The sequence below is a fragment of the Ectopseudomonas guguanensis genome (assembly GCF_900104265.1).
GTDB lineage: Bacteria > Pseudomonadota > Gammaproteobacteria > Pseudomonadales > Pseudomonadaceae > Aquipseudomonas > Aquipseudomonas guguanensis.
On sequence record NZ_FNJJ01000009.1, the window covers coordinates 78,897 to 102,468 of the forward strand.

A 23,572-nucleotide genomic window follows, 5' to 3' on the forward strand; every position below is an offset into this window, starting at 1 on the left:
GCGGCTAGTTTGAGCGCTCGCGCCTGAGCCTGACAACCCTGGAGCGTCCGGTTTGATCGTCTTCCGTTATCTGTCCCGCGAAGTGCTGGTGACCCTCAGTGCGGTGAGTGCCGTGCTGCTGGTGATCATCATGAGCGGTCGTTTCATCAAGTATCTGGCCCAGGCAGCGCAGGGCGTGCTCGACCCGGGCGTGCTGTTCCTGATCATGGGCTACCGGATTCCCGGCTTCCTGCAGCTGATCCTGCCGCTGGGCCTGTTCCTCGGTTTCCTGTTGGCCTACGGGCGCCTGTATCTGGACAGCGAGATGACCGTGCTGTCGGCCACCGGTGTCAGCCAGCAGCGCCTGACCGCCTACAGCATGGCGCCGGCGCTGATCGTCGCGCTGCTGGTCGGCTGGCTCAGCCTCGGCCTGGCCCCGCAAGGTGTGGCCAGCGTGGCGCGCATCCTCAACGAGCAGGACGCCCTGACCGAACTCGATACGCTGGTGCCGGGGCGTTTTCAGTCGCTGCGCGATGGCTCGCGGGTGACCTATTCGCAGGAGCTTTCTGCCGATCGCAGCGAACTGCGTGGCGTGTTCATGTCGGAGAAGCGTTTCTCCAGCGACGGTACGTCAGAGCGTGGCATCACCGTGCTGGTGGCCGAGAGCGGTCGCCAGGAAATTCAGGCCGATGGCAGCCGCTACCTGATCCTGGAAAACGGCTACCGCTATGACGGCGAGCCTGGCGAGGCGGATTATCGCGCCATCCAGTACGACACCTATGGCGTGCTGCTGCCCAAGCCGGAGGTCGCCATCGAAGCCAGCGAGCGAGAGGCGACACCGACCCGCGAACTGCTGGGCAGCAGCGATCCACGCATGCAGGCCGAGCTGCAATGGCGCCTGTCGCTGCCCTTGCTGGTGTTCATCGTCACCTTGCTGGCCGTGCCGCTGGCGAAGGTCAATCCGCGTCAGGGCCGCTTCCTCAAGCTGTTGCCGGCGATCTTCCTTTATATGGCCTATCTGGGCCTGCTGATCGCCGCCCGTGGTGCGCTGGACAAGGGGCGTCTGCCCGCCGCGCTGGGGCTGTGGTGGGTGCACGGCATCTTCCTCGCCATCGGTCTGCTGCTGTTGTACTGGGAACGTCTGAGTCTGTGGTGGGCCAGCCGTCGTGCGCCGGTGTCGGAGGTGGCTCATGGCTAAGTTGGATCGCTACATCGGCACCCAGGTGTTCTTCGCCATTCTGGCGGTGCTGGGCATCATTCTTGGTCTGGCACTGCTGTTCGCCTTCATCGACGAGCTCAGTGACCTGAACAAGGGCGACTACGGTCTCGCCCAGGCGCTCTGGTACGTATTGCTGACCGCGCCGCGCCGCGCCTACGAGATGCTGCCGATGGCCGCGCTGATCGGCTGCCTGATCGGCCTCGGCACCCTGGCCAGCAACAGCGAGCTGACCATCATGCGCGCCGCCGGCGTGTCCATCGGGCGTATCGTCTGGGCGGTGATGAAACCCATGCTGGTGCTGATGCTGGCCGGCATTCTGATCGGCGAGTATGTCGCGCCGCTGACCGAGAACCAGGCCCAGGCCGACCGCGCTCTGGCTCAGGGCGGTGGTGCGGCGCAGAGTTCCAAGCGCGGCATGTGGCATCGCCAGGGGCAGGAGTACGTGCACGTCAACGCCGTGCAGCCGGGTGGTGTTCTGCTGGGGGTCACGCGTTATCGTTTCGACGACGAGCGTCGTCTGCTCTCGGCCAGCTTCGCCCGCCGAGCCGAGTACCGCGACGACCACTGGATGCTGAGCAATGTGCAGACCACGCTGCTGCATGATGACCGCTCCGAGGTGGTCAATCAGCGCGAGGAGCGCTGGGACATCGAGCTCAATCCGGAGCTGCTCGGCACCGTGGTGATGGAGCCCGAAGCGCTGTCGGTGACCGGGCTGTGGCAGTACATCCACTACCTGGCCGAGCAGGGGCTGAACAACGCCCGCTACTGGCTGGCGTTCTGGACCAAGTTGTTGCAGCCGCTGGTGACCGCTGCCCTGGTGCTGATGGCGATCTCCTTCATCTTCGGCCCGCTGCGCTCGGTGACCCTGGGGCAGCGCGTGTTCACCGGCGTGCTGGTCGGCTTCATCTTCCGCATCGCCCAGGACCTGCTCGGGCCGTCCAGCCTGGTGTTCGGTTTCTCGCCGCTGCTGGCGGTGCTGGTGCCGGCGGGCATCTGCGCGCTGGCCGGTGTCTGGCTGCTAAGGCGTGCCGGCTGAGCAAGTCGTCGCGCAGATGAAAAAGCCGGTTCAGTGAACCGGCTTTTGTGCATCTGCTCAGCGCTATTTCTTATGGATGTTCTTCGGTAGCTGAACCACACGGCTGTCGGAGTAGATGTCGTGCCAGGTGCGGCCCTGCTTGTCCCAAAGTAGCCAGAGAAACCCCAGGCCGGCGAACAGCCAGGAGCCGATGGCGACCACGAAGCGCAGCAAGGCTTGCCACAGGTCGATGGCGCTGCCGTCGGCGTTCTGGATGCGCAGCCCCCAGGCCTGCATGCCCAGTGTCTGACCGTTATGCGTCCAGAACTTGGCGAAGAAGGCGAACAGCGACAGCAGCACCAGGCTGGCGAGAATCGGGTCATGATCCAGGGCGCCGGCTTCGGCCATCGCCATCAGCGTATCGCCGCCGTGAATCAGGCGCAGGATGCCCTGCTGGTAGATCAGGGTGACCACCATGATCAGTGCCACGCAGAGCAGGAAGTCATAGAAGAGGGCCGCCAGGCGACGAATCAGCCCGGCTGTGGGGAAGTCTCCCTGCGGGCGTAGCTGATGTTTCGGCATGATGGGCTCGCTGTGACGAAAGGGCCGGTCATTCTAACCGCGACTTTCATGCGAGCATAAAAAAACCCCTGATCAGGATCAGGGGTTCTTCAAAGCAGCGGCAATCAGCCCAGGATCTGAACCTGGTCGGCCTGCATGCCTTTTTGACCTTGCACAGCGATGAAGCTGACTTTCTGGCCTTCTTTCAGGCTCTTGAAGCCGTTACCTTCGATCGCGCGGAAGTGCACGAACAGATCCGGACCGCTCTCGGGAGTGATAAAACCAAAACCTTTCTCGTCGTTAAACCACTTGACGGTACCGTTCTGACGATTCGACATGTCTTTTTCCTTGAAACTAGAGTTGATGACAGCCTCCGAGTATAGAGGGCTGAGACTGGTTGCAAGGAGTAATAGAAGTCGAGCGGGATGTAGCGGATCTGGATGATCTGCTGCACCAGAGTCACGATTCACAGCGACCCATGCAAACAGTTCGTTCACTCTACGCTAACTTTTGCGCAATTGCCAACCCCCGCCAGCGAGGTCGCCGGCCAGGTTTTACGGGGCTTGCCGAGGTGCTGGAAAAGTTCGCCTGCAACAGGCTTGCAACAATCGCCCGTGTTGTTCACGCAAAAACGAAAAAGCCCGCAAGACCAATGTCTTGCGGGCTTCTAATCGTGGTGCCCCGGGGGAGACTCGAACTCCCACTCCTTTCGAAAACGGATTTTGAATCCGCCGCGTCTACCGATTCCGCCACCGGGGCACGATGGCGGCGCAGTATAGGGATGCACCTTGCCCCGGTCAATCGGCGTCAGTGTCGTGACTGGCCAGCGATGTGCCGCTGTACTCATTGACGATGACAGTGATGATGGCATCCGGCTTTATTGCCGTGTTGCAGTTAGAATCGCGGCTTGTCATAAAGTTTGCCGAGTATGGCGTTCATATAAATGATCTCGGATGAATCGGTCCTGGGAGAGGCTGTGATCAGCTTATGGTGCCGGGCGCTCGTCGCCGCTCTGCTGCTTGTGCCTGCCGCCCAGGCCGACACCCTGACTTATGCCGTCACCGATGAAAGCTGGGCGCCCTACTGGATAGTCGAAGAGCAGCGAGTCAGCGGCATTCTCCATGAGTTCATGCAGGCCCTGGACGAGCGTCTGCCGGAGCAGTTGCAGCCCAGTCACCCCTTGCCGCCGCTGCGTACGCAGAAGCTCTTGCGCGAGGGGCAGTTGCAGATCGAGTGTTGCGTCAGCAGGAGCTGGCGCAGCGACGCCGAGCAGGCCGAGGTTTCGGTGTGGACGATCGCGGTGCTGGATGCCGAGGAGATGCTGATTTTCGCCCCCGGCCGAAGCTTCCCCTATCAGCGTCTCGAGGATCTGCGTGGTCGCTCCATCGCCACCGTACGCGGCTACGGCTATGCCGGCAGCGACTATTTTCAGCGCAACGATGGCGCCGATGCTCTGGCGCTGATCTACCGGGTGGCCCAGGGGCGTAGCGAGGCTGGCATCCTGGATCGGCTGGAATGGCGCTATCTGCGCCACGTGGAGAGCCAGTTGCAGGCGCCAAGCTGGCAGGTGGAGGAGGGGCCGATCATTCACCGCTCGCAGCTGCGCATGCGTCTGCATCGAGATTTGCTGGGGCGGCGCGAGGCGTTCGATGCCGCTATCAGGTCCCTGCAACAGGATGGCACCCTGGCGCGGATCGTCGCCAGATATGCGCCGCAGCCTTACGTGGCCGGGCAAGGGGAAATCCGGTAAGCTTTGCCACCCTGCAGAAATACCCCCTCCGAATCGAATCATGCGTGTTGCCGATTTCCACTTCGATCTTCCCGAGTCGCTGATCGCCCGTCATCCCCTGGCCGAGCGCCGCGCCAGTCGCCTGTTGCAGCTCGATGGGCCGAGCGGGGCGCTGCGTCATGGCCAGTTCACCGATCTGCTGGAGCAACTGCGCCCCGGTGACCTGATGGTGTTCAACAACACCCGGGTGATTCCGGCGCGGCTGTTCGGCCAGAAGGCCTCCGGCGGCAAGCTGGAAGTGCTGGTCGAGCGCGTGCTCGATCAGCATCGGGTGCTGGCGCACGTGCGTTCGAGCAAGTCGCCCAAGCCCGGTTCGCAGATTCTCATCGACGGTGGTGGCGAAGCCGAGATGGTCGCCCGTCATGATGCGCTGTTCGAGTTGCGTTTTGCCGAGCCGGTGCTGCCGCTGCTGGAGCGGGTAGGGCATATGCCTTTGCCGCCTTATATAGACAGGCCGGATGACGAGGCCGACCGCGAGCGTTACCAGACCGTCTACGCCGAGAAGGCGGGCGCGGTGGCGGCCCCCACCGCTGGGCTGCATTTCGATGACGAGCTGCTGGCGGCGATCCGCGCCAAGGGTGTGGAAACAGCGTTCGTGACGCTGCATGTCGGTGCCGGTACCTTCCAGCCAGTGCGGGTCGAGCGCATCGAAGATCACCACATGCACAGCGAGTGGCTGGAGGTCAGCCAGGACGTGGTGGATGCCGTGGCGGCCTGTCGCGCCCGTGGCGGTCGCGTGGTGGCCGTTGGCACCACCAGCGTGCGCTCCCTGGAAACCGCCGCGCAGAGTGGCGAGCTGAAGCCGTTCAGTGGCGATACCGACATCTTCATCTACCCGGGTCGCCCCTTCCATGTGGTCGACGCCCTGGTCACCAACTTCCACCTGCCCGAGTCGACCCTGCTGATGCTGGTGTCGGCCTTTGCCGGCTACGCCGAGACCATGGCCGCCTACCGCGCGGCGGTGGAACAGGGCTATCGCTTCTTCAGTTACGGTGATGCCATGTTCATCACCCGCAACCCCGCCGCGCGCGGGCCCGAGGTTTGAGTATGTCGCGCACCTGTCGCATGTCCTTCGAGTTGCTGGCTACCGACGGCAAGGCCCGTCGCGGCCGCCTGACTTTCCCGCGTGGCGTGGTGGAAACGCCCGCCTTCATGCCGGTGGGCACCTACGGCACGGTCAAGGGCATGCTGCCGCGTGACGTCGCAGACATCGGCGCGCAGATCATCCTCGGCAACACCTTCCACCTGTGGCTGCGGCCGGGCATGGAGGTGATCAGGAAACATGGCGACCTGCATGATTTCATGCAGTGGCAGGGGCCGATCCTCACCGACTCCGGCGGTTTCCAGGTGTTCAGCCTGGGCGCCATGCGCAAGATCAAGGAAGAGGGTGTGTACTTCGCCTCGCCGGTCGATGGCGCCAAGGTGTTCATGGGCCCGGAAGAGTCGATGCAGGTGCAGCGCGACCTGGGCTCGGACATCGTGATGATCTTCGACGAATGCACGCCGTACCCGGCCGAGTTCGATGTGGCCAAGCGCTCCATGGAGCTGTCGCTGCGCTGGGCCAAGCGCTCCAAGACCGCCCATGGCGAGAGCACCGCGGCGCTGTTCGGCATCGTCCAGGGCGGCATGCACGAAGAGCTGCGCATGCGCTCGCTGGAGGGATTGTGCGAGATCGGCTTCGACGGCCTGGCCATCGGTGGGCTGTCAGTCGGTGAGCCGAAGGAGGAGATGATCCGCGTGCTCGACTTCCTGCCGCCGCAGATGCCGGCCGACAAGCCGCGCTATCTGATGGGCGTGGGCAAGCCGGAAGACCTAGTCGAGGGCGTGCGCCGCGGCGTGGACATGTTCGATTGCGTGATGCCGACGCGTAATGCGCGCAACGGTCACCTGTTCGTCGATACCGGCGTGGTGAAGATCCGCAACGCCGTGCACAAGCTCGATGATTCGCCGCTGGACCCAACCTGCGACTGTTACACCTGCAAACACTTCTCGCGCGCTTATCTGCACCATCTGGACAAGTGCGGCGAAATGCTCGGTAGCATGCTCAATACCATCCATAACTTGCGGCATTATCAGCGGGTTATGGCTGGTTTGCGCGAGGCTATCGGACAGGGTACATTGGCCGCCTTTGTCGAAGCCTTCTACGCCAAGCGCGGCCTGCCTGTGCCGCCGCTGGACTGATTTCCCGAACGTTTGAAGATCCTTTCCATTAGGAGTGTTACATGAGCTTTTTCATTCCCGCCGCCTACGCTGACACCGCGGCTGCCGGCCCTGCCGGCAGCGGTTTCGAGTGGGTTTTCCTGATCGGCTTCCTGGTCATCTTCTATCTGATGATCTGGCGTCCGCAGGCCAAGCGTGCCAAGGAGCACAAGAACCTGCTCGGCAGCCTGCAGAAGGGCGACGAAGTAGTCACCAGCGGCGGTATCGCCGGCAAGGTGTCCAAGGTTACCGACGATTTCGTGGTGATCGAGGTGTCCGACACCGTCGAGCTGAAGTTCCAGAAACAGGCCATCGCCGCCACCCTGCCCAAGGGCACGCTGAAAGCCATCTGACTTCGGTTAATTCCAGTTTCCATTCGACGGGGCGCTTTTAGCGCCCCGCGTCATAAGCGGGCGGCTCGTTCATGCTCAATAAATACCCTCTCTGGAAGTACCTGCTGATTCTCGCCGTGTTGGCGATCGGCCTGGTGTATTCCATTCCCAACCTCTATCCAGACGATCCTGCGGTGCAGATCAGCGGAGCCAGTTCGGCGCTGAGCATCGAGCAGGGCGACGTCGAGCGCGCCAGCAAGGCGCTGCAGGACGCCGGCATCCAGGTCAAGGCTGCCAGCGTCGACGAGCGTGGCCGCGGCGGCCTGATTCGTCTGACCAGGCAGGACGACCAGTTGCCGGCCAAGGACATCGTCCGCCGCGCGCTGGGCGATGACTACGTGGTGGCGCTGAACCTGGCGCAAACCACCCCCGACTGGCTGCGCAGCCTGGGTGCGAGCCCGATGAAGCTTGGCCTGGACCTGTCCGGTGGCGTGCACTTCCTGCTGGAAGTCGACATGGACAAGGCGCTGGACGTGCGCCGCAAGGTCTACGAAGGCGAGATCAAGAGCCTGCTGCGCAAGGAGCGCGTGCGCTACCGCAGCATGCCGGAAAGCAACGGTCGCATTCAGCTCGGCTTTGCCGACAGCGACACGCTGGAAAAAGCCCAGCGTCTGATCCGCAAGGACTACAACGATTTCGAGCTGACCGCCGTCGAGCGCGGCGGCCAGCAGGTGCTGCAGCTGGCGCTGACCCAGGCGAAGATCGCCGAGATTCGCGAGTACTCCATTCGCCAGAACCTCACCACCGTACGCAATCGCGTCAACGAACTAGGCGTGGCCGAGCCGCTGGTGCAACGTCAGGGCGCCAACCGCATCGTGGTCGAGCTGCCGGGGGTGCAGGACACCGCCGAGGCCAAGCGTATCCTCGGCAAAACCGCCAACCTGGAGTTCCGTCTGCAGGCCGATTTCGATGCCCCGCGCGGTGCGACCGAATCCTTCGGCTTCCGCGAGGAAGGCCGTCCGCCGGTGCAGCTCGAGCGCGAGCTGATCATCACCGGTGACCAGGTTACCGATGCCCAGGCCAGCTTCGACGAGAACGGCCGTCCGCAGGTGAACATTCGCCTCGACGGTCACGGCGGCGATCTGATGAATCGCGCCACGCGCAACAACGTCGGCCGCAGCATGGCGGTGATCTTCATCGAACAGAAGCCGGTCACCCGCTACGTGCGGCAGACCGTCGACGGTGTCGAGCAGGAAGTGGCCGTCTCCTCGTTCGTCGAAGAGAAGAAGATCATCAGCCTGGCGACCATCCAGTCGGCATTGGGCAGCCAGTTCCGCATCACCGGCCTGAACGGCCAGGGCGAGTCCTCGGAACTGGCGCTGCTGCTGCGCGCTGGTGGCCTGGCGGCGCCGATGTACTTCGCCGAGGAACGTACCATCGGCCCGAGCCTGGGTGCCGAGAACATCGCCAAGGGCATCGCCTCTACCGAGTGGGCGATGCTCTTCGTGGCCATCTTCATCATCGCCATCTATCGCTTCTTCGGCGTACTGGCGACCATCGCCCTGGCGTTCAACCTGGTGTTGCTGGTGGGCCTGATGTCGGCCATCGGCGCCACCCTGACCCTGCCGGGTATCGCCGGTATCGTGCTGACCCTGGGTATGGCGGTGGACGCCAACGTGCTGATCTTCTCGCGCATACGCGAGGAGCTGGCCAACGGGCTGCCGGTGCAGCGTGCCCTTCACGAAGGCTTCGACCGTGCGTTTTCGGCGATTCTCGACAGTAACCTGACCACCCTGCTGGTCGGCGGCATTCTGTTCGCCATGGGTACCGGTCCGGTCAAGGGCTTCGCGGTGACCATGTCGCTGGGCATCATCACGTCGATGTTCACCGCCATCATGTTCACCCGTGGTCTGGTCAACCTGATCTTCGGTGGCCGCAACGTCAAGAAGCTGTGGATCTGAGGTGCAGCCATGATCAAGTCAACCATTCGTTTCATGGCGATCCGCAATATCGCCTTCTCCATTACGGTCGTGCTGACGCTGATCGGTCTCGGGGCGCTGTTCACCAAGGGGCTTAATTTCGGCCTGGATTTCACGGGTGGCACCCTGATCGAGCTGCAATACGAGCAGCCGGCCAACCTCGACCAGATCAAGCGTGAGCTCGGGCAGGCCGGTTATACCGATGCCGTGGTGCAGAGCTTTGGCGCCAGCACCGATGTGCTGGTGCGCCTGGCGGGCGATTCCCCCGACCTGGGTAATGAGGTCGCGGCTGCGCTGCGCAAGGTCGACGAGGCGACGCGCTTCGAGGTCAAGCGCGTCGAGTTCGTCGGCCCGCAGGTGGGTGAGGAGCTGCGTGACCAGGGCGGTATCGCCATGCTCCTGGCGCTCGGTGGCATCCTGCTGTACCTGGCTTTACGCTTTCAATGGAAGTTCGGTGTCGGCGCCATCGCATCCTTGATCCACGACGTGGTGATCACCCTCGGCGTGCTGGCGTTCTTCCGGGTTCCGTTCGACCTGACGGTGCTGGCTGCGGTGCTGGCGATGATCGGTTACTCGCTCAACGACACCATCATCATCTACGACCGTATCCGCGAGAACTTCCGCGTGCTGCGCAAGACCTCGTTGATCGAGAACATCGACGTGTCGGTCACTCAGACCCTGCTGCGTACCATCGCCACCTCGTTGTCCACGGCGCTGGCGCTGCTGGCGCTGCTGTTCTTCGGCGGTGAAGTGCTGGCGGCCTTCGCCCTGACCCTGCTGGTCGGTGTGGTGGTGGGCACCTACTCGTCGGTCTATATCGGTGCCACGGTACTGGTATGGCTGAAGCTCAGCGTGGAGGATCTGATCCCGCCGGTGGCTGAAGCCGAGGCGGACGACGGTCGCCCCTGATGCTGTGATCGACTTCAAGAAAGTCAGCGAAAGCCGCGACAAGTCGAACTTGTCGCGGCTTTTTACTGTCCTAGGCAAGGAGAAGGGCGCGAGTCGCCGAGCCTAGGAGACACATAAAATGAACAAGTCGATGTTGGTAGGTGCCGTACTGGGTGCTGTGGGTGTGACCGCTGGTGGTGCCGTGGCCACTTACAGCCTGGTTGATCGCGGCCCGGACTATGCCGAGGTGCTGGCGGTAACGCCGATCAACGAAACCGTGAAAACGCCGCGTGAGGTGTGCAAGGACGTGACCGTCACCCGTCAGCGTCCGGTGCAGGATCAGCACCAGATCGCCGGTACCGCCATTGGTGCCATTGCCGGTGGTCTGTTGGGCAACCAGGTTGGTGGCGGCACTGGCAAGAAGATCGCCACCGTGGCCGGTGCGGTCGGCGGCGGTTATGCCGGCAACAAGATTCAGGAAGGCATGCAGCAGCGTGACACCTACACCACCACCGAAACCCGTTGCAACACCGTGACCGATACCAGCGAGAAGCTGGTGGGTTACGACGTGAAGTATCAGTTGGGCGAGAAGGTCGGCACCGTTCGCATGGACCGTGATCCGGGTAACCGTATTCCGGTCAACAAGCAGGGCGAGCTGGTGCTGGTGCAACAGATGTAGGAGCGGATTCATCCGCGAATGGCCAATAAAAAACGCCCCTAGGGGCGTTTTTTATTTTTGCTCGACGAAAGCTCAGCGCTTCATCGACGGTGCCAGGTGCGGCTGGATCGCGGTCAGCACGGCCTTGAAGCACTTGGTGTTGCCGGCGACGATCTGGCCCTTCTCGAGGAATTCGTGGCCGCCGCTGAAATCGCTGACCAGTCCGCCTGCTTCCTGGATGAGCAGTGCACCTGCTGCCATGTCCCACTCGGACAGGCCGAACTCCCAGAATGCGTCGAAGCGGCCGGCCGCAACGTAGGCCAGGTCCAGGCTGGCGGCGCCCGCGCGGCGGATGCCGGCGGTCTGGCCAGTCAGGCTGCGGAACATGTTCAGGTAGTTGTCCAGGTGGTCGAGCTGACCATCGCGGAACGGGAAGCCGGTGCCGAGCAGGGCGCCGTCGAGGCTCTTGCGATTGCTCACGCGCAGGCGGCGGCCGTTGAGGGCGGCGCCACGGCCGCGGCTGGCGGTGAATTCTTCCTGGCGCACCGGGTCGAGAACGATGGCGTGCTCGAGGCGGCCGCGGTGTTTGCAGGCGATGCTGATGGCGAAGTGCGGTACGCCGCGAACGAAGTTGGTGGTGCCGTCCAGCGGGTCGATGATCCACTGATAATCGGCGCCTTCGCCGCTGCCTTCCAGTACGCCGCCTTCTTCACCCAGGAAGCTGTGGGTCGGGTAGGCCTTGCGGATGGCCTGGACGATCATCAGCTCCGCGGCCTTGTCGACCTCGGTGACGTAATCCTTGGCATCCTTCTCGTCGACCGAGATGACATCCAGGCGCTCGATGGAGCGAAAGATCATTTCACCGGCGCTGCGAGCGGCGCGCAGGGCGATATTCAGCATGGGCTGCATGGGAGGTTCACCTGGGGCGTTAAAGAAAGCCGGCCATGTTAGCAGAAAACCGTTATTGATGAAGCGCCGTCTGTACCTCGCATGGCAATCACGCCAGGCCTTGGGTAAGATCGTTGCCCCCTAATCGTTTCTGAGAGTGTCGGCATTGCTGGACAAAATTCGCGTCGTTCTGGTGGGTACCAGTCATCCGGGCAATATCGGCGGTGCCGCGCGGGCGATGAAAAACATGGGTCTGTCGCGCCTGGTGCTGGTCGCTCCCGAGGATTTCCCCAGCGGCGAAGCCGTGGCGCGTGCCTCGGGTGCGACCGATGTGCTGGATGCCGCCCAGGTGGTCGACACGCTCGAGGAGGCATTGGTCGGCTGCACCCTGGTGGTTGGCACCAGTGCGCGCGATCGGCGCATTCCCTGGCCTTTGCTTGACCCTCGCGAGTGTGGTGTAGCCAGTTGCGAGCAGGCTGCTGCGGGCGGTGAGGTGGCGTTGGTGTTCGGCCGTGAGTACGCCGGTCTGACCAACGAGGAGCTGCAGCGATGTCAGTACCACGTGCATATCCCGTCCAACCCGGAGTTCAGTTCGCTGAACCTGGCGGCGGCGGTGCAGGTGCTGGCCTATGAAGTGCGCATGGCCTGGCTGACAGCGCAAAATCTGCCGAGCAAGGTGGAGAAGCTGGAAACCACGGCGATGCTCAATTCCCAGGCCGCGACCGCGGATGAGCTGGAATCGTTCTACGGCCATCTGCGGCGCGTGCTGGTGATGATCGGATTCCTCGATCCGCAGAAGCCGCGGCACCTGATGACTCGCCTGCGTCGCCTTTATGGACGCAGTGCGGTGAGCAAGCTGGAAATGAACATCCTGCGCGGCATCCTGACCGAGACGGAGAAGGCCGTGCGTGGAGAGCCTCACAAGCAGGGGAAGTCTGATGTTTGAGCGCATGCGAGAAGATATCCAGAGCGTATTTCACCGTGATCCGGCGGCGCGCAACGCCTTCGAGGTGGTGACCTGCTATCCGGGGTTGCACGCGATCTGGCTGCACCGCGTGGCGCACGCGCTGTGGCGCTCTGGCTGGAAGTGGCCGGCGCGCGTGGTATCCAACTTCGGTCGCTGGATGACCGGGATCGAGATTCATCCGGGGGCGAAGATCGGCCGGCGCTTCTTCATCGATCACGGCATGGGCATCGTCATTGGCGAGACTGCCGAGATCGGTAACGACGTGACGCTGTATCAGGGCGTGACTCTCGGCGGCACCAGCTGGAACAAGGGCAAGCGCCACCCGACGCTGGAAGACGGCGTGGTGGTCGGTGCCGGTGCCAAGGTGCTGGGCCCGTTCACCGTCGGCGCCGGCGCCAAGATCGGCTCCAATGCCGTGGTGACCAAGGCAGTGCCGGCCGGTGCCACGGCGGTGGGCATTCCCGGCAAGATCATCGTCAAGTCCGATGACGAGCAGGAGGCCAAGCGCCAGGCCATGGCCGAGAAGATCGGCTTCGATGCCTATGGCGTCGGTCAGGACATGCCGGACCCGGTGGCGCGCGCCATCGGCCAACTGCTCGATCACCTGCACGCGGTCGACGGGCGCCTGGAGGGTATGTGCAAGGCGCTGACGGCGCTGGGCAGCGACTACTGCGCCAAGGACCTGCCGACCCTGCGTGACGAAGACTTCGCCGACGTGTGCAAGGATCAGCAGCAAGGCGACAAGCCCGCTGCCTGATGCGCAGAGGGGCGGCGTTTGCTATCATGCCGCCTCTTTTTGCGGTCAATCCTGAGTAAATCAATAGGTCTTATAGTTGACTTAAATACTCGGGAATCGCATACTTCGCCGCAATTCAGTGATTCGTGGTAGAGCCATGCGACTGACCACCAAAGGCCGTTACGCCGTTACCGCCATGCTCGATCTGGCGCTGCACGCGCAGCACGGCCCCGTTTCCCTGGCCGATATTTCCGAGCGGCAGGGCATCTCCCTGTCCTATCTCGAGCAACTGTTCGCCAAGCTGCGCCGTGGCAACCTGGTTTCCAGTGTGCGTGGGCCGGGTGGCGGCTACCAGCTGTCGCGTGACATGCGCGGCATCCAGGTGGCTCAGGTGATCGATGCGGTCAACGAATCCGTCGATGCCACGCGTTGCCAGGGCCAGGGCGATTGCCACTCCGGCGACACCTGCCTGACCCATCACCTGTGGTGCGATCTCAGTCAGCAGATTCATGAATTCCTCAGCGGCATCAGCCTGGCCGATCTGGTCGCGCGCCGCGAGGTTCAGGAGGTCGCGTTGCGCCAGGATCAGCGTCGCTGCTCCGGCAGAGGCACCATGCCGCATTTGGATAAGATTGAAGCGTCTGCCATCGAGTGAGCAGGGCGTTTGCCTGATAGGAGAAACCCAATGAAATTGCCCATTTACCTCGATTATTCCGCCACCACGCCGGTCGACCCGCGTGTCGCGCAGAAGATGAGCGAATGCCTGCTGGTCGACGGTAACTTCGGCAACCCGGCTTCGCGCTCGCACGTATTCGGCTGGAAGGCCGAGGAGGCGGTGGAAAACGCTCGTCGTCAGGTCGCCGAGCTGGTTAATGCCGACCCGCGCGAGATCGTCTGGACCAGCGGCGCCACCGAGTCCAACAACCTGGCCATCAAGGGCGTGGCGCATTTCTACGCCAGCAAGGGCAAGCACATCATTACCTCGAAGATCGAGCACAAGGCGGTGCTGGACACCACCCGCCAGCTCGAGCGTGAAGGTTTCGAGGTCACCTATCTGGAGCCGGGCGAAGATGGCCTGATCACGCCGGCCATGGTCGAAGCCGCGCTGCGTGACGACACCGTGCTGGTGTCGGTCATGCACGTCAACAACGAGATCGGCACCATCAACGACATCGCTGCCATCGGTGAGCTGACCCGCTCGCGTGGCGTGCTGCTGCATGTCGATGCGGCGCAGTCCACCGGCAAGGTGGAGATCGACCTGGAAAAGATGAAGGTCGACCTGATGTCCTTCTCCGCGCACAAGACCTACGGCCCGAAGGGCGTGGGCGCCCTGTACGTGCGCCGTAAGCCGCGCGTGCGCCTGGAAGCGCAGACCCACGGTGGTGGTCACGAGCGCGGCATGCGCTCGGGCACCCTGGCCACCCACCAGTGCGTGGGCATGGGCGAGGCCTTCCGTATCGCCAAGGAAGAAATGGCTGCGGAAAACCAGCGTATCAGCGCACTGCGCGACCGCTTCTACCGCCAGCTCGAAGGCATGGAAGAGCTGTACGTCAACGGCAGCCTGACTGCCCGCGTGCCGCACAACCTCAACCTGAGTTTCAACTACGTCGAGGGCGAGTCGCTGATCATGGCGCTCAAGGACCTCGCCGTATCGTCCGGTTCGGCCTGTACCTCGGCTTCCCTGGAGCCGTCCTACGTACTGCGTGCGCTGGGCCGCAACGACGAACTGGCGCATAGCTCGATTCGCTTCACCTTCGGTCGTTTCACCACCGAAGAAGAGGTCGACTACGCCGCTGCCAAGGTCCGCGAGGCCGTGGACAAGCTGCGTGAACTGTCGCCCCTGTGGGATATGTTCAAAGAAGGTGTCGACCTTTCCTCCGTGGAATGGGCAGCACACTGATAGCTGCCTGAAGAGCGGCACCTGATGAGAGAGGAAGTACAGCATGGCTTACAGTGACAAGGTCATCGACCACTACGAAAATCCGCGCAACGTCGGCAAGCTGAACGCCGAAGATCCGGATGTCGGCACCGGCATGGTCGGCGCGCCGGCCTGCGGCGACGTGATGCGCCTGCAGATCAAGGTCAACGAAAGCGGCGTGATCGAAGACGCCAAGTTCAAGACCTACGGCTGCGGTTCGGCCATCGCCTCCAGCTCCCTCGCCACCGAGTGGATGAAGGGCAAGACCCTGGACGAGGCCGAGAGCATCAAGAACACCCAGCTCGCCGAAGAACTGGCGCTGCCGCCGGTGAAGATCCACTGCTCCGTGCTCGCCGAGGACGCCATCAAGGCGGCCGTGCGCGACTACAAGCAGAAGAAAGGCTTGCTCTGATACGAGGTTTGCAATGGCCATCACCATGTCTGAAGCAGCTGCCCGCCACGTGCAGCGCTCCCTCGAAGGGCGCGGCAAGGGCGAGGGCATTCGCCTCGGTGTGCGCACTACCGGTTGTTCCGGCCTGGCCTACGTGCTCGAGTTCGTCGATGAGCTGGCAGCCGAGGATCAGGTGTTCGAGAGCCACGGCGTCAAGGTGATCATCGATCCCAAGAGCCTGGTCTACCTCGACGGCACCGAGCTGGACTTCGTCAAGGAAGGCCTCAACGAGGGCTTCAAGTTCAACAATCCCAACGTGCGCGGCGAATGCGGTTGCGGCGAAAGCTTCAACGTTTGAGGCCCTGAATGGGTAATCCCTGCCATTTCGCCTTGTTCGACCTGCAGCCGAGCTTTCGCCTCGATCTGGAGCAGCTGGCTGTGCGCTACCGTGAGCTGGCGCGCCAGGTTCACCCTGACCGTTTTGCTGATGCCGGCGAGCGTGAGCAGCGCCTGGCGCTGGAGCGCTCGGCTTGCCTCAACGAGGCTTATCAGATCCTGAAGACGCCGTCGCAGCGCGCTCGCTATCTGCTGGCCATGCGTGGCCCCGAGTTGCCGCTTGAGGTGACGGTGCAGGATCCGGATTTCCTCCTGCAGCAGATGCAGCTGCGCGAGGAGCTGGAAGAGCTGCAGGACGATGCCGACCTCGAGGGTGTCGCGGCCTTCAAGCGTCGCCTGAAAGCCGCGCAGGAGCAGCTCAACGAGAGCTTCGCCGCTTGCTGGGACGATGATGCTCGCCGTGAAGAGGCTGAGCGCCTGATGCGTCGCATGCAGTTCCTCGACAAGCTCTCCCATGAAGTGCGCCAGTTGGAAGAGCGCCTCGACGATTAACCTGTAGGTTGCCTCGGCAGCCTGCCTGATGACTTCAAGAAGACCATGGCCTTACTGCAGATCGCCGAGCCAGGACAGAGCCCGCAACCGCACCAGCGTCGGTTGGCGGTGGGTATCGACCTGGGCACCACCAACTCGCTGGTCGCTGCCGTGCGCAGCGGCCTGGCCGAACCCCTGGCTGACGCTGATGGCAAGGTCATCCTGCCGTCTGCCGTGCGCTACCACGAAGATCGCATCGAGGTCGGCGAATCGGCCAGGCTGGCGGCTGCCCGCGATCCGCTCAATACCCTGTTGTCGATCAAGCGGCTGATGGGGCGCGGCATCGCCGACGTGCATCAGCTCGGCGAGCAATTGCCCTACCGTTTCACTGCGGGCGAGTCGCATATGCCCTTCATCGAGACGGTGCAGGGGGCGAAGAGCCCGGTCGAGGTTTCGGCGGAAATTCTCAAGACGCTGCGTTTGCGCGCCGAGCAGGCCCTGGGCGGCGAACTGGTGGGGGCGGTGATCACCGTGCCGGCCTATTTCGATGATGCTCAGCGTCAGGCCACCAAGGATGCCGCGCGTCTGGCCGGCCTGACCGTTCTGCGCCTGCTCAACGAACCCACCGCTGCGGCGGTCGCCTATGGCCTGGATCAGAAGGCCGAAGGCGTGGTCGCGATCTACGACCTGGGTGGCGGTACCTTCGACATTTCCATCCTGCGCCTGACCGGTGGCGTATTCGAAGTGCTGGCCACTGGTGGCGACAGCGCCCTGGGTGGCGACGATTTCGATCATGCCGTGGCTGACTGGATCATCCAGCAGGCCGGCATCTCCAGCGATCTCGATCCGGCGACCCAGCGCAGCCTGTTGCAGACTGCCTGCGCGGCGAAGGAAGCGCTGACCAATGCCACCAGCGTCGAGCTGAGCCATGGCGACTGGCAGGGTGCGCTGTCGCGTGAGCAGTTCGAAGCGCTGATCGAGCCGATGGTGGCACGCAGCCTCAAGGCTTGCCGGCGTGCGCTGCGCGATTCGGGCGTCGAGCTGGAAGAGGTCAGTGCTGTGGTCATGGTCGGTGGTTCGACCCGTGTGCCGCGTGTGCGCGAGGCGGTGGGCGAGCTGTTCGGTCGCGCGCCGCTGACCAATATCGACCCGGATCAGGTGGTGGCCATCGGTGCGGCGATCCAGGCCGACGCCCTGGCTGGCAACCAGCGGGGCGATGGCGAGGAACTGCTGCTGCTGGACGTGATTCCGCTGTCGCTCGGCCTGGAAACCATGGGCGGGCTGATGGAGAAGGTGATCCCGCGCAACACCACCATCCCGGTGGCGCGTGCGCAGGAGTTCACCACCTACAAGGATGGCCAGACGGCCATGATGATCCACGTGCTGCAGGGCGAGCGCGAGCTGATCGCCGACTGCCGTTCCCTGGCGCGTTTCGAGTTGCGCGGTATTCCGCCCATGGTCGCCGGTGCAGCGAAGATTCGCGTGACCTTCCAGGTCGACGCCGATGGTCTGCTCAGCGTCGCCGCGCGTGAGCTGGGTTCCGGGGTCGAGGCGAGCATTCAGGTCAAGCCGTCCTATGGCCTGACCGATGGCGAGATCGCGCGGATGCTGCAGGACTCCTTCCAGAATGCCGGCGACGACAAGGCTGCCCGTGCACTGCGCGAGCAGCAGGTCGACGCCCAGCGTCTGATCGAGGCGGTCGAAGGTGCGTTGCAGGCCGATGGCGAGCGCCTGCTCGATGCCGAGGAGCGAGAGGTCATCGAGCTGCAGGTTCAGGAACTGCGCGATCTGCTTGCCGGTAGCGATGGCCTGGCCATCGAGCGGCAGACCAAGCGCCTGTCGCAAGTCACCGATGCCTTCGCCGCCCGTCGTCTGGATTCGACGGTCAAGGCCGCGCTGGCCGGGCGCAATCTCAACGAGATCGAGGAATAATTTGATGCCGCAGGTAATTTTTCTGCCTCACGAGCGCTTCTGTCCGGATGGTCTGGTGGTCGAGACCGAGCCCGGCATTTCCATCCTCGAGCTGGCGCACCAGCACCATATCGAGATGGAAAGCGCCTGCGGTGGCGTGTGCGCCTGCACCACCTGCCATTGTATCGTGCGTGAAGGCTTCGATTCGCTGAACGAGGCGGACGAGCTGGAAGAGGATTATCTGGACAAGGCCTGGGGGCTCGAGGCTCAGTCGCGCCTGGCCTGTCAGGCCATCGTCGGCGAGGAAGACCTCACCGTCGAGATTCCCAAGTATTCGCTGAACCACGCGGCCGAAGCGCCGCACTAATCCAGGAAGCGTCATCATGAGTCTGAAATGGGTCGATGTACTGGATATCGCCATCGAGCTGAGCGAGCGCAAGCCGGATGTCGATCCGCGCTACGTGAACTTCGTCGATCTGCATCGCTGGGTCGTCGAGTTGCCGGAATTCTCCGACGACCCGCAGCGCGGCGGGGAGAAGGTGCTTGAGGCGATACAGGCCGCCTGGATCGAGGAGGTCTAGCGTTGCGCTATGCGCTTCAAGCCACAAGGGGAAAGTCATGATGTTCTTGCTTGGCGCTTGAAGCTCGCAGCTTATAGCTGCCCTGTAGCTTTTACTTGCAGCTTGTGGCCTGCCGCCTGTGGCTGCTCTCTCAGAACCCGCGTATAATTCGCGGGTTTAATTTTTCGCTTTAACCCTAAAGTTTTCTGGAGCTTCACATGGCTGTTCAACGTACTTTCTCCATCATCAAGCCTGACGCCGTTGCCAAGAACGTCATCGGTGAGATCACCACCCGTTTCGAAAAGGCCGGTCTGCGCGTCGTCGCTTCGAAGATGGTGCAACTGTCCGAGCGCGAAGCTGCCGGTTTCTACGCTGAGCACAGCGAGCGCGGCTTCTTCAAGGATCTGGTCGCCTTCATGACTTCCGGTCCGGTCATCGTCCAGGTTCTGGAAGGTGAAGACGCCGTTCTGAAGAACCGCGAGCTGATGGGCGCTACCAACCCGAAAGAAGCTGCTCCGGGCACCATCCGCGCCGATTTCGCCGTCTCCATCGACGAGAACGCCGTTCACGGTTCGGACTCCGAAGCTTCCGCTGCGCGCGAGATCGCCTACTTCTTCTCCGCTACCGAGCTGTGCGCGCGCATTCGCTGATTGGCGAATGAAGCGAGGGTGAAGCCATGACCAATACCACCGGCAAGATCAACCTGCTGGGCCTGACCCAGCCGGAAATGGAACAGTTCTTCGAGTCCATTGGCGAGAAGCGCTTCCGTGCCGGCCAGGTGATGAAGTGGATTCACCACTTTGGCGTCGACGATTTCGCCGCCATGACCAATGTCGGCAAGGCCTTGCGCGAGAAGCTCGAGGCCTCTGCCGAGATTCGCGGCCCGGAAGTGGTCAGCGAGAATATTTCCGCCGATGGCACGCGCAAGTGGGTGGTGCGTGTGGCGTCGGGTAGCTGCGTGGAAACCGTGTATATCCCGCAGAACGGCCGCGGCACCCTGTGCGTGTCGTCGCAGGCCGGTTGCGCCCTGGATTGCAGCTTCTGCTCCACCGGCAAGCAGGGCTTCAACAGCGACCTGACCAGCGCCGAGATCATCGGCCAGGTGTGGATCGCCAACAAATCCTTCGGTACCGTGCCGGCGAAGATCGATCGCGCCATCACCAACGTGGTGATGATGGGCATGGGCGAGCCGCTGCTGAACTTCGACAACGTCGTTTCCGCCATGCAGATCATGATGGACGACCTCGGTTACGGCATTTCCAAGCGCAAGGTGACCCTGTCCACCTCCGGCGTGGTGCCGATGATCGACAAGCTGGCGGAAGTCATCGACGTGTCCCTGGCCCTGTCGCTGCACGCGCCCAACGACGAGTTGCGCAACCAGCTGGTGCCGATCAACAAGAAGTACCCGCTGGACATGCTGCTGGCGGCCTGCAAGCGCTACGTCACCAAGCTGGGCGAGAAGCGTGTGCTGACCATCGAGTACACCCTGCTCAAGGGTGTCAACGATCAGCCCGAGCACGCTGAGCAGATGATCGCACTTCTGGCCGATGTGCCTTGCAAGATCAACCTGATTCCGTTTAATCCCTTCCCCTTCTCGGGGTACGAGCGGCCGAGCAATAACGCCATCCGCCGCTTCCAGGACCTGTTGCACAAGGCCGGGCATAACGTCACCGTACGTACTACGCGCGGTGACGATATCGATGCGGCCTGTGGCCAGCTGGTTGGCCAGGTCATGGACCGTACCCGACGCAGCGAGCGCTACATCGCCGTGCGCCAGCTGGGCAGCGAGGCGCAGGAGCCTCGCGCCGTCGCCAATCGAAATTGAAGAGAGGATGCCTATGACCTTGCGCCCTGCGCTGTTGTTGCTCGTTGTCAGTCTGCTCGGTGGTTGTGTGGTCACTGGCGATGTCGACCCCATGCGTACGGCGAAAGGGCGTGACGAGGCGCGCGATGCCTATGTGCAGCTCGGCATCGCCTATATCCAGCAGGGCGATACCCAGCGCGCCAAGGTGCCGCTGAAGAACGCACTCGATCTGGACCCCTCCAATGCCGACGCGCACGCCGCTCTGGCCATGGCCTTCCAGCTGGAGATGGAGCCGAAGCTGGCCGACGAGCATTTTCGCAAGGCGCTGTCGCAGCGACCGAAGGATGCCCGCCTGCTGAACAACTACGGCGGTTTCCTGTTCGAGCAGAAGCGCTATCAGGACGCCATGAGCACCTATCTCAAGGCCGCTGAGGACAACCTCTATCCCGAACGCTCGCGGGTTTTCGAGAACCTGGGGCTGACCTCGCTGCAGCTGGGGCAGCGTGAGCAGGCCAAGGAGTACTTCCAGCGTGCCTTGCGTCTGAGCAGTCGTCAGCCGCGCGCCTTGCTGGAAATGGCCGTGCTGTCCTACGAGGACAAGGAATATGTGCCGGCACGTCGTTACTACGACAGCTACAGCGAAATGGCGCCGCAGAATGCCCGTAGCCTGTTGCTCGGTGCGCGCCTGGCCGAAGTGTTCGAGGATCGAGATCGGGCTGCCAGCCTGGGCTTGCAGTTGCGACGCCTGTATCCGGCTTCTCAGGAATATCAGCAATATGTTTCGGGGCAACAATGAACGCGGCACATAGCGAAGTGACTCAGCCCATGCCGAACAATCCGGGTGAAACCCTGCGTCAGGCCCGCGAGAACAAGGGGTGGAGCGTCGCCGAAGTGGCGGCTCAACTCAATCTGACCCCGCAGCGCCTTGCCCAGATCGAAGCCGGCGCCTTCGACAAACTGCCGGGTACCACCTTTGCCCGTGGCTATATTCGTGCCTATGCCAAGCTGCTCGAACTGGACCAGAACCGCCTGGTACTGGAGTTCGACCAGTTCACCGGCACGGACGCCACCGGTAGCAACGTGCATGCCCTGGGCCGGATCGAAGAACCCGTGCGCTATTCGCAGAGCATCCTGCGTCTGGTCAGCTTCCTGATGCTGCTGGCACTGATTGGCGCAGGTTTCCTCTGGTGGCAGGATCAGGGCCGTCCGGTAGCCAGCCTGGCTGACCTGGGGCTCGAACATGTGGAAGTCGAAGGCGCCGACGGTACCACCCAGGTGCACTCGCTGGCCGAGCCGGAAGACCAGGCCGTGGTGGCGGCACAGGGCGGCGAGCAGAGCAGCCCGCTGTTGTTGCCGATCGAGCCGGGCGAGGCCCCGGAAGAACCCGGTGCAGCGGAGCAACCGGCTGCCGAGCCCGGCGTGGCCGAAGGCAGCGTAGCCGATGGCGCAGCAGGTACTCCGGCCGCCCCTGCACCGAGTCAGCCAGCGAATGCCGCAACTGCCGCGCCCGCCGTCGCGCCCGCCGCTCCCGTAGCGCTTCCAGCCGGCCACGGGGCGCTCAATGTCCAGTTCACCGCCGATTGCTGGACCCAGGTGACCGATGCCGATGGCAAGGTTCTGCTCAGCGCGCTCAAGCGTAGCGGCGAGCGCATCGAACTGACCGGCAAGGCACCGATGGAGCTGCGCCTGGGCTTTGCCCGTGGCGCTCAGGTGACCTACAACGGCGAAAGCGTGGATGTCGCACCGTATACGAGCGGTGAAACCGCGCGCCTGAAACTGGGGTTGTAAAGCATGCATTGCGAATCGCCGATCAAGCGCCGCCTGTCGCGCAAGATCTGGGTTGGCTCGGTACCGGTAGGCGGCGATGCGCCGATTGCCGTACAGAGCATGACCAACACCGACACCAACGATGTCGCCGCCACCGTGGCGCAGATCCGTCGCCTGGAAGATGCCGGCGCCGATATCGTGCGCGTTTCCGTACCGGACATGGACGCCGCCGAGGCCTTCGGTCGTATCAAGCAGCAGGTGCGCGTACCGCTGGTGGCCGACATTCACTTCGACTACCAGATCGCCCTGCGCGTGGCCGAGCTGGGCGTCGATTGCCTGCGCATCAACCCGGGCAACATCGGCCGCGAGGATCGCGTCAAGGCGGTGGTCGAGGCCGCGCGCGACAAGGGCATCCCGATCCGCATCGGGGTCAACGCCGGTTCCCTGGAAAAGGACCTGCAGAAGAAGTACGGCGAGCCTACGCCCGAGGCGCTGGTGGAGTCCGCCTTGCGCCATGTCGAGCATCTCGATCGCCTGAACTTTCCCGACTTCAAGGTCAGCGTGAAGGCCTCCGACGTGTTCATGGCCGTCGAGGCCTATCGCCTGCTGGCCAAGCAGATCGAGCAACCGCTGCACCTGGGCATTACTGAAGCCGGCGGCCTGCGCTCCGGTACCGTGAAGTCCGCAGTCGGCCTGGGCATGCTGCTGGCCGAGGGGATTGGCGATACCATCCGCATCTCGCTGGCTGCCGACCCGGTGGAAGAGATCAAGGTTGGCTTCGACATTCTCAAGTCTTTGCGTCTGCGTTCGCGTGGCATCAACTTCATCGCCTGCCCGAGCTGCTCGCGGCAGAACTTCGATGTGGTCAAGACCATGAACGAGCTGGAAGCCCGCGTCGAGGACCTGCTGGTGCCGCTGGACGTGGCCGTGATCGGCTGCGTGGTCAACGGCCCCGGCGAAGCCAAGGAGGCGCATATCGGCCTCACCGGTGGTAGCCCGAACAACCTGGTCTACATCGACGGCAAACCGGCGTCGAAGCTGACCAACGAAAATCTGGTGGACGAGCTGGAAAAGCTCATCCGCGACAAGGCGGCCGAAAAGGCCGCCGCCGATGCTGCCGTGATCGTGCGCAGCTGATCGCTGC

27 protein-coding genes and 1 tRNA gene are annotated in these 23,572 nt (G+C 63.0%); 24 read left to right on the plus strand and 4 right to left on the minus strand.

Going from position 1 to position 23,572, the window contains the following annotated elements; all coding sequences use genetic code 11:
• Positions 1 to 52 precede the first annotated feature (52 nt).
• Positions 53 to 1,177 (plus strand): LPS export ABC transporter permease LptF, encoded by a 1,125-nt coding sequence (gene lptF, locus BLS61_RS14370; protein WP_090431947.1) that lies wholly within the window; start codon positions 53 to 55, stop codon positions 1,175 to 1,177.
• Positions 1,170 to 2,234, plus strand: coding sequence for an LPS export ABC transporter permease LptG (gene lptG / locus BLS61_RS14375; RefSeq protein ID WP_090431949.1), 1,065 nt, complete (start codon positions 1,170 to 1,172; stop codon positions 2,232 to 2,234). Before lptF ends, lptG begins: the two co-directional genes overlap by 8 nt.
• Before the next feature lie 63 nt (positions 2,235 to 2,297).
• Here the strand turns inward: lptG and BLS61_RS14380 are convergent, their stop codons facing one another.
• The 3 genes from BLS61_RS14380 to BLS61_RS14390 all read right to left on the minus strand — a co-directional run bounded on the left by BLS61_RS14380 (position 2,298) and on the right by BLS61_RS14390 (position 3,533).
• Positions 2,298 to 2,795, minus strand: coding sequence for an RDD family protein (locus tag BLS61_RS14380; protein ID WP_090431951.1), 498 nt, complete (start codon positions 2,793 to 2,795; stop codon positions 2,298 to 2,300).
• A gap of 104 nt (positions 2,796 to 2,899) precedes the next feature.
• Positions 2,900 to 3,112: a cold-shock protein gene (locus BLS61_RS14385; protein WP_003246255.1), complete on the minus strand. Its 213-nt coding sequence runs from the start codon at positions 3,110 to 3,112 to the stop codon at positions 2,900 to 2,902.
• Positions 3,113 to 3,448: 336 nt separating this feature from the next.
• A tRNA-Leu gene (locus BLS61_RS14390) sits at positions 3,449 to 3,533 on the minus strand.
• Between the two features lie 217 nt (positions 3,534 to 3,750).
• On the opposite strand from BLS61_RS14390, the gene BLS61_RS14395 reads away from it, so the two are divergent.
• From BLS61_RS14395 to BLS61_RS14425, 7 genes are all read left to right on the plus strand, one after another.
• On the plus strand, positions 3,751 to 4,524 hold the full coding sequence (locus tag BLS61_RS14395; protein ID WP_090432182.1) for a substrate-binding periplasmic protein: 774 nt from the start codon (positions 3,751 to 3,753) through the stop codon (positions 4,522 to 4,524).
• Between the two features lie 40 nt (positions 4,525 to 4,564).
• Positions 4,565 to 5,608, plus strand: a complete 1,044-nt coding sequence (queA, locus tag BLS61_RS14400; RefSeq protein WP_090431953.1) for a tRNA preQ1(34) S-adenosylmethionine ribosyltransferase-isomerase QueA — start codon at positions 4,565 to 4,567, stop codon at positions 5,606 to 5,608.
• A gap of 20 nt (positions 5,609 to 5,628) precedes the next feature.
• Entirely contained in the window at positions 5,629 to 6,744 is a 1,116-nt protein-coding gene (tgt, locus tag BLS61_RS14405; protein WP_090432184.1) for a tRNA guanosine(34) transglycosylase Tgt, read from the plus strand.
• A 41-nt stretch (positions 6,745 to 6,785) separates the two neighbouring features.
• Positions 6,786 to 7,115, plus strand: coding sequence for a preprotein translocase subunit YajC (yajC, locus tag BLS61_RS14410; RefSeq protein ID WP_024309267.1), 330 nt, complete (start codon positions 6,786 to 6,788; stop codon positions 7,113 to 7,115).
• A gap of 71 nt (positions 7,116 to 7,186) precedes the next feature.
• Positions 7,187 to 9,055 (plus strand): protein translocase subunit SecD, encoded by a 1,869-nt coding sequence (gene secD / locus BLS61_RS14415; RefSeq protein ID WP_090431955.1) that lies wholly within the window; start codon positions 7,187 to 7,189, stop codon positions 9,053 to 9,055.
• Positions 9,056 to 9,067: 12 nt separating this feature from the next.
• The gene (secF, locus tag BLS61_RS14420; protein WP_208598809.1) at positions 9,068 to 9,982 is read left to right on the plus strand and encodes a protein translocase subunit SecF; all 915 of its coding nucleotides are present in this window, start codon (positions 9,068 to 9,070) and stop codon (positions 9,980 to 9,982) included.
• Between the two features lie 118 nt (positions 9,983 to 10,100).
• Entirely contained in the window at positions 10,101 to 10,640 is a 540-nt protein-coding gene (locus BLS61_RS14425) for a glycine zipper 2TM domain-containing protein (RefSeq protein WP_090431959.1), read from the plus strand.
• 72 nt (positions 10,641 to 10,712) lie between these two features.
• Here BLS61_RS14425 and suhB read toward each other — a convergent pair whose 3' ends face one another.
• Positions 10,713 to 11,528 carry a type III secretion system regulator SuhB gene (gene suhB, locus BLS61_RS14430; RefSeq protein WP_090431961.1) on the minus strand — a complete coding sequence of 272 codons (816 nt, stop codon included), beginning with the start codon at positions 11,526 to 11,528 and terminating at the stop codon, positions 10,713 to 10,715.
• 145 nt (positions 11,529 to 11,673) lie between these two features.
• On the opposite strand from suhB, the gene trmJ reads away from it, so the two are divergent.
• The 15 genes from trmJ to ispG all read left to right on the plus strand — a co-directional run bounded on the left by trmJ (position 11,674) and on the right by ispG (position 23,565).
• Positions 11,674 to 12,453 (plus strand): tRNA (cytosine(32)/uridine(32)-2'-O)-methyltransferase TrmJ, encoded by a 780-nt coding sequence (gene trmJ, locus BLS61_RS14435; protein WP_090431963.1) that lies wholly within the window; start codon positions 11,674 to 11,676, stop codon positions 12,451 to 12,453.
• Positions 12,446 to 13,231, plus strand: coding sequence for a serine O-acetyltransferase (gene cysE / locus BLS61_RS14440; RefSeq protein ID WP_090431965.1), 786 nt, complete (start codon positions 12,446 to 12,448; stop codon positions 13,229 to 13,231). Before trmJ ends, cysE begins: the two co-directional genes overlap by 8 nt.
• A 136-nt stretch (positions 13,232 to 13,367) precedes the next feature.
• Positions 13,368 to 13,865: a Fe-S cluster assembly transcriptional regulator IscR gene (iscR, locus tag BLS61_RS14445; protein WP_003246235.1), complete on the plus strand. Its 498-nt coding sequence runs from the start codon at positions 13,368 to 13,370 to the stop codon at positions 13,863 to 13,865.
• A 30-nt stretch (positions 13,866 to 13,895) separates the two neighbouring features.
• A complete protein-coding gene (locus BLS61_RS14450) occupies positions 13,896 to 15,110 on the plus strand; it encodes an IscS subfamily cysteine desulfurase (protein ID WP_090431967.1) in 1,215 nt (404 codons plus the stop codon).
• Between the two features lie 43 nt (positions 15,111 to 15,153).
• Positions 15,154 to 15,540, plus strand: a complete 387-nt coding sequence (gene iscU, locus BLS61_RS14455; protein WP_003246233.1) for a Fe-S cluster assembly scaffold IscU — start codon at positions 15,154 to 15,156, stop codon at positions 15,538 to 15,540.
• Positions 15,541 to 15,553: 13 nt separating this feature from the next.
• The gene (iscA, locus tag BLS61_RS14460; protein ID WP_003246232.1) at positions 15,554 to 15,877 is read left to right on the plus strand and encodes an iron-sulfur cluster assembly protein IscA; all 324 of its coding nucleotides are present in this window, start codon (positions 15,554 to 15,556) and stop codon (positions 15,875 to 15,877) included.
• An 8-nt stretch (positions 15,878 to 15,885) separates the two neighbouring features.
• The gene (gene hscB / locus BLS61_RS14465; RefSeq protein WP_090431969.1) at positions 15,886 to 16,407 is read left to right on the plus strand and encodes a co-chaperone HscB; all 522 of its coding nucleotides are present in this window, start codon (positions 15,886 to 15,888) and stop codon (positions 16,405 to 16,407) included.
• 45 nt (positions 16,408 to 16,452) lie between these two features.
• Positions 16,453 to 18,318, plus strand: coding sequence for a Fe-S protein assembly chaperone HscA (gene hscA, locus BLS61_RS14470; protein WP_090431971.1), 1,866 nt, complete (start codon positions 16,453 to 16,455; stop codon positions 18,316 to 18,318).
• A 4-nt stretch (positions 18,319 to 18,322) separates the two neighbouring features.
• The gene (gene fdx, locus BLS61_RS14475) at positions 18,323 to 18,664 is read left to right on the plus strand and encodes an ISC system 2Fe-2S type ferredoxin (protein ID WP_090431974.1); all 342 of its coding nucleotides are present in this window, start codon (positions 18,323 to 18,325) and stop codon (positions 18,662 to 18,664) included.
• A gap of 16 nt (positions 18,665 to 18,680) precedes the next feature.
• Positions 18,681 to 18,878: a Fe-S cluster assembly protein IscX gene (gene iscX / locus BLS61_RS14480; protein WP_090431976.1), complete on the plus strand. Its 198-nt coding sequence runs from the start codon at positions 18,681 to 18,683 to the stop codon at positions 18,876 to 18,878.
• Positions 18,879 to 19,075: 197 nt separating this feature from the next.
• Positions 19,076 to 19,507, plus strand: coding sequence for a nucleoside-diphosphate kinase (ndk, locus tag BLS61_RS14485; RefSeq protein ID WP_003246225.1), 432 nt, complete (start codon positions 19,076 to 19,078; stop codon positions 19,505 to 19,507).
• 26 nt (positions 19,508 to 19,533) lie between these two features.
• Positions 19,534 to 20,682, plus strand: coding sequence for a dual-specificity RNA methyltransferase RlmN (gene rlmN / locus BLS61_RS14490; RefSeq protein WP_090431977.1), 1,149 nt, complete (start codon positions 19,534 to 19,536; stop codon positions 20,680 to 20,682).
• A gap of 13 nt (positions 20,683 to 20,695) precedes the next feature.
• Complete coding sequence (gene pilW / locus BLS61_RS14495; RefSeq protein ID WP_090431979.1) at positions 20,696 to 21,457, plus strand: type IV pilus biogenesis/stability protein PilW; 762 nt, start codon at positions 20,696 to 20,698, stop codon at positions 21,455 to 21,457.
• Positions 21,454 to 22,449 (plus strand): RodZ domain-containing protein, encoded by a 996-nt coding sequence (locus BLS61_RS14500; RefSeq protein WP_090431982.1) that lies wholly within the window; start codon positions 21,454 to 21,456, stop codon positions 22,447 to 22,449. The genes pilW and BLS61_RS14500 overlap by 4 nt, the downstream gene beginning before the upstream one ends.
• 3 nt (positions 22,450 to 22,452) lie before the next feature.
• The gene (ispG, locus tag BLS61_RS14505) at positions 22,453 to 23,565 is read left to right on the plus strand and encodes a flavodoxin-dependent (E)-4-hydroxy-3-methylbut-2-enyl-diphosphate synthase (RefSeq protein WP_090431984.1); all 1,113 of its coding nucleotides are present in this window, start codon (positions 22,453 to 22,455) and stop codon (positions 23,563 to 23,565) included.
• Positions 23,566 to 23,572 lie beyond the last annotated feature (7 nt).

Coding starts and splice junctions, on each gene's coding strand:
- lptG (WP_090431949.1), top strand. CDS start 1,170: ATGGCTAAGTTGGATCGCTACATCGGCACCCAGGTGTTCTTCGCCATT.
- BLS61_RS14380 (WP_090431951.1), bottom strand. CDS start 2,795: ATGCCGAAACATCAGCTACGCCCGCAGGGAGACTTCCCCACAGCCGGG.
- BLS61_RS14385 (WP_003246255.1), bottom strand. CDS start 3,112: ATGTCGAATCGTCAGAACGGTACCGTCAAGTGGTTTAACGACGAGAAA.
- queA (WP_090431953.1), top strand. CDS start 4,565: ATGCGTGTTGCCGATTTCCACTTCGATCTTCCCGAGTCGCTGATCGCC.
- tgt (WP_090432184.1), top strand. CDS start 5,629: ATGTCCTTCGAGTTGCTGGCTACCGACGGCAAGGCCCGTCGCGGCCGC.
- yajC (WP_024309267.1), top strand. CDS start 6,786: ATGAGCTTTTTCATTCCCGCCGCCTACGCTGACACCGCGGCTGCCGGC.
- secD (WP_090431955.1), top strand. CDS start 7,187: ATGCTCAATAAATACCCTCTCTGGAAGTACCTGCTGATTCTCGCCGTG.
- BLS61_RS14425 (WP_090431959.1), top strand. CDS start 10,101: ATGAACAAGTCGATGTTGGTAGGTGCCGTACTGGGTGCTGTGGGTGTG.
- suhB (WP_090431961.1), bottom strand. CDS start 11,528: ATGCAGCCCATGCTGAATATCGCCCTGCGCGCCGCTCGCAGCGCCGGT.
- cysE (WP_090431965.1), top strand. CDS start 12,446: ATGTTTGAGCGCATGCGAGAAGATATCCAGAGCGTATTTCACCGTGAT.
- iscR (WP_003246235.1), top strand. CDS start 13,368: ATGCGACTGACCACCAAAGGCCGTTACGCCGTTACCGCCATGCTCGAT.
- BLS61_RS14450 (WP_090431967.1), top strand. CDS start 13,896: ATGAAATTGCCCATTTACCTCGATTATTCCGCCACCACGCCGGTCGAC.
- iscU (WP_003246233.1), top strand. CDS start 15,154: ATGGCTTACAGTGACAAGGTCATCGACCACTACGAAAATCCGCGCAAC.
- iscA (WP_003246232.1), top strand. CDS start 15,554: ATGGCCATCACCATGTCTGAAGCAGCTGCCCGCCACGTGCAGCGCTCC.
- hscB (WP_090431969.1), top strand. CDS start 15,886: ATGGGTAATCCCTGCCATTTCGCCTTGTTCGACCTGCAGCCGAGCTTT.
- hscA (WP_090431971.1), top strand. CDS start 16,453: ATGGCCTTACTGCAGATCGCCGAGCCAGGACAGAGCCCGCAACCGCAC.
- fdx (WP_090431974.1), top strand. CDS start 18,323: ATGCCGCAGGTAATTTTTCTGCCTCACGAGCGCTTCTGTCCGGATGGT.
- iscX (WP_090431976.1), top strand. CDS start 18,681: ATGAGTCTGAAATGGGTCGATGTACTGGATATCGCCATCGAGCTGAGC.
- ndk (WP_003246225.1), top strand. CDS start 19,076: ATGGCTGTTCAACGTACTTTCTCCATCATCAAGCCTGACGCCGTTGCC.
- rlmN (WP_090431977.1), top strand. CDS start 19,534: ATGACCAATACCACCGGCAAGATCAACCTGCTGGGCCTGACCCAGCCG.
- pilW (WP_090431979.1), top strand. CDS start 20,696: ATGACCTTGCGCCCTGCGCTGTTGTTGCTCGTTGTCAGTCTGCTCGGT.
- BLS61_RS14500 (WP_090431982.1), top strand. CDS start 21,454: ATGAACGCGGCACATAGCGAAGTGACTCAGCCCATGCCGAACAATCCG.
- ispG (WP_090431984.1), top strand. CDS start 22,453: ATGCATTGCGAATCGCCGATCAAGCGCCGCCTGTCGCGCAAGATCTGG.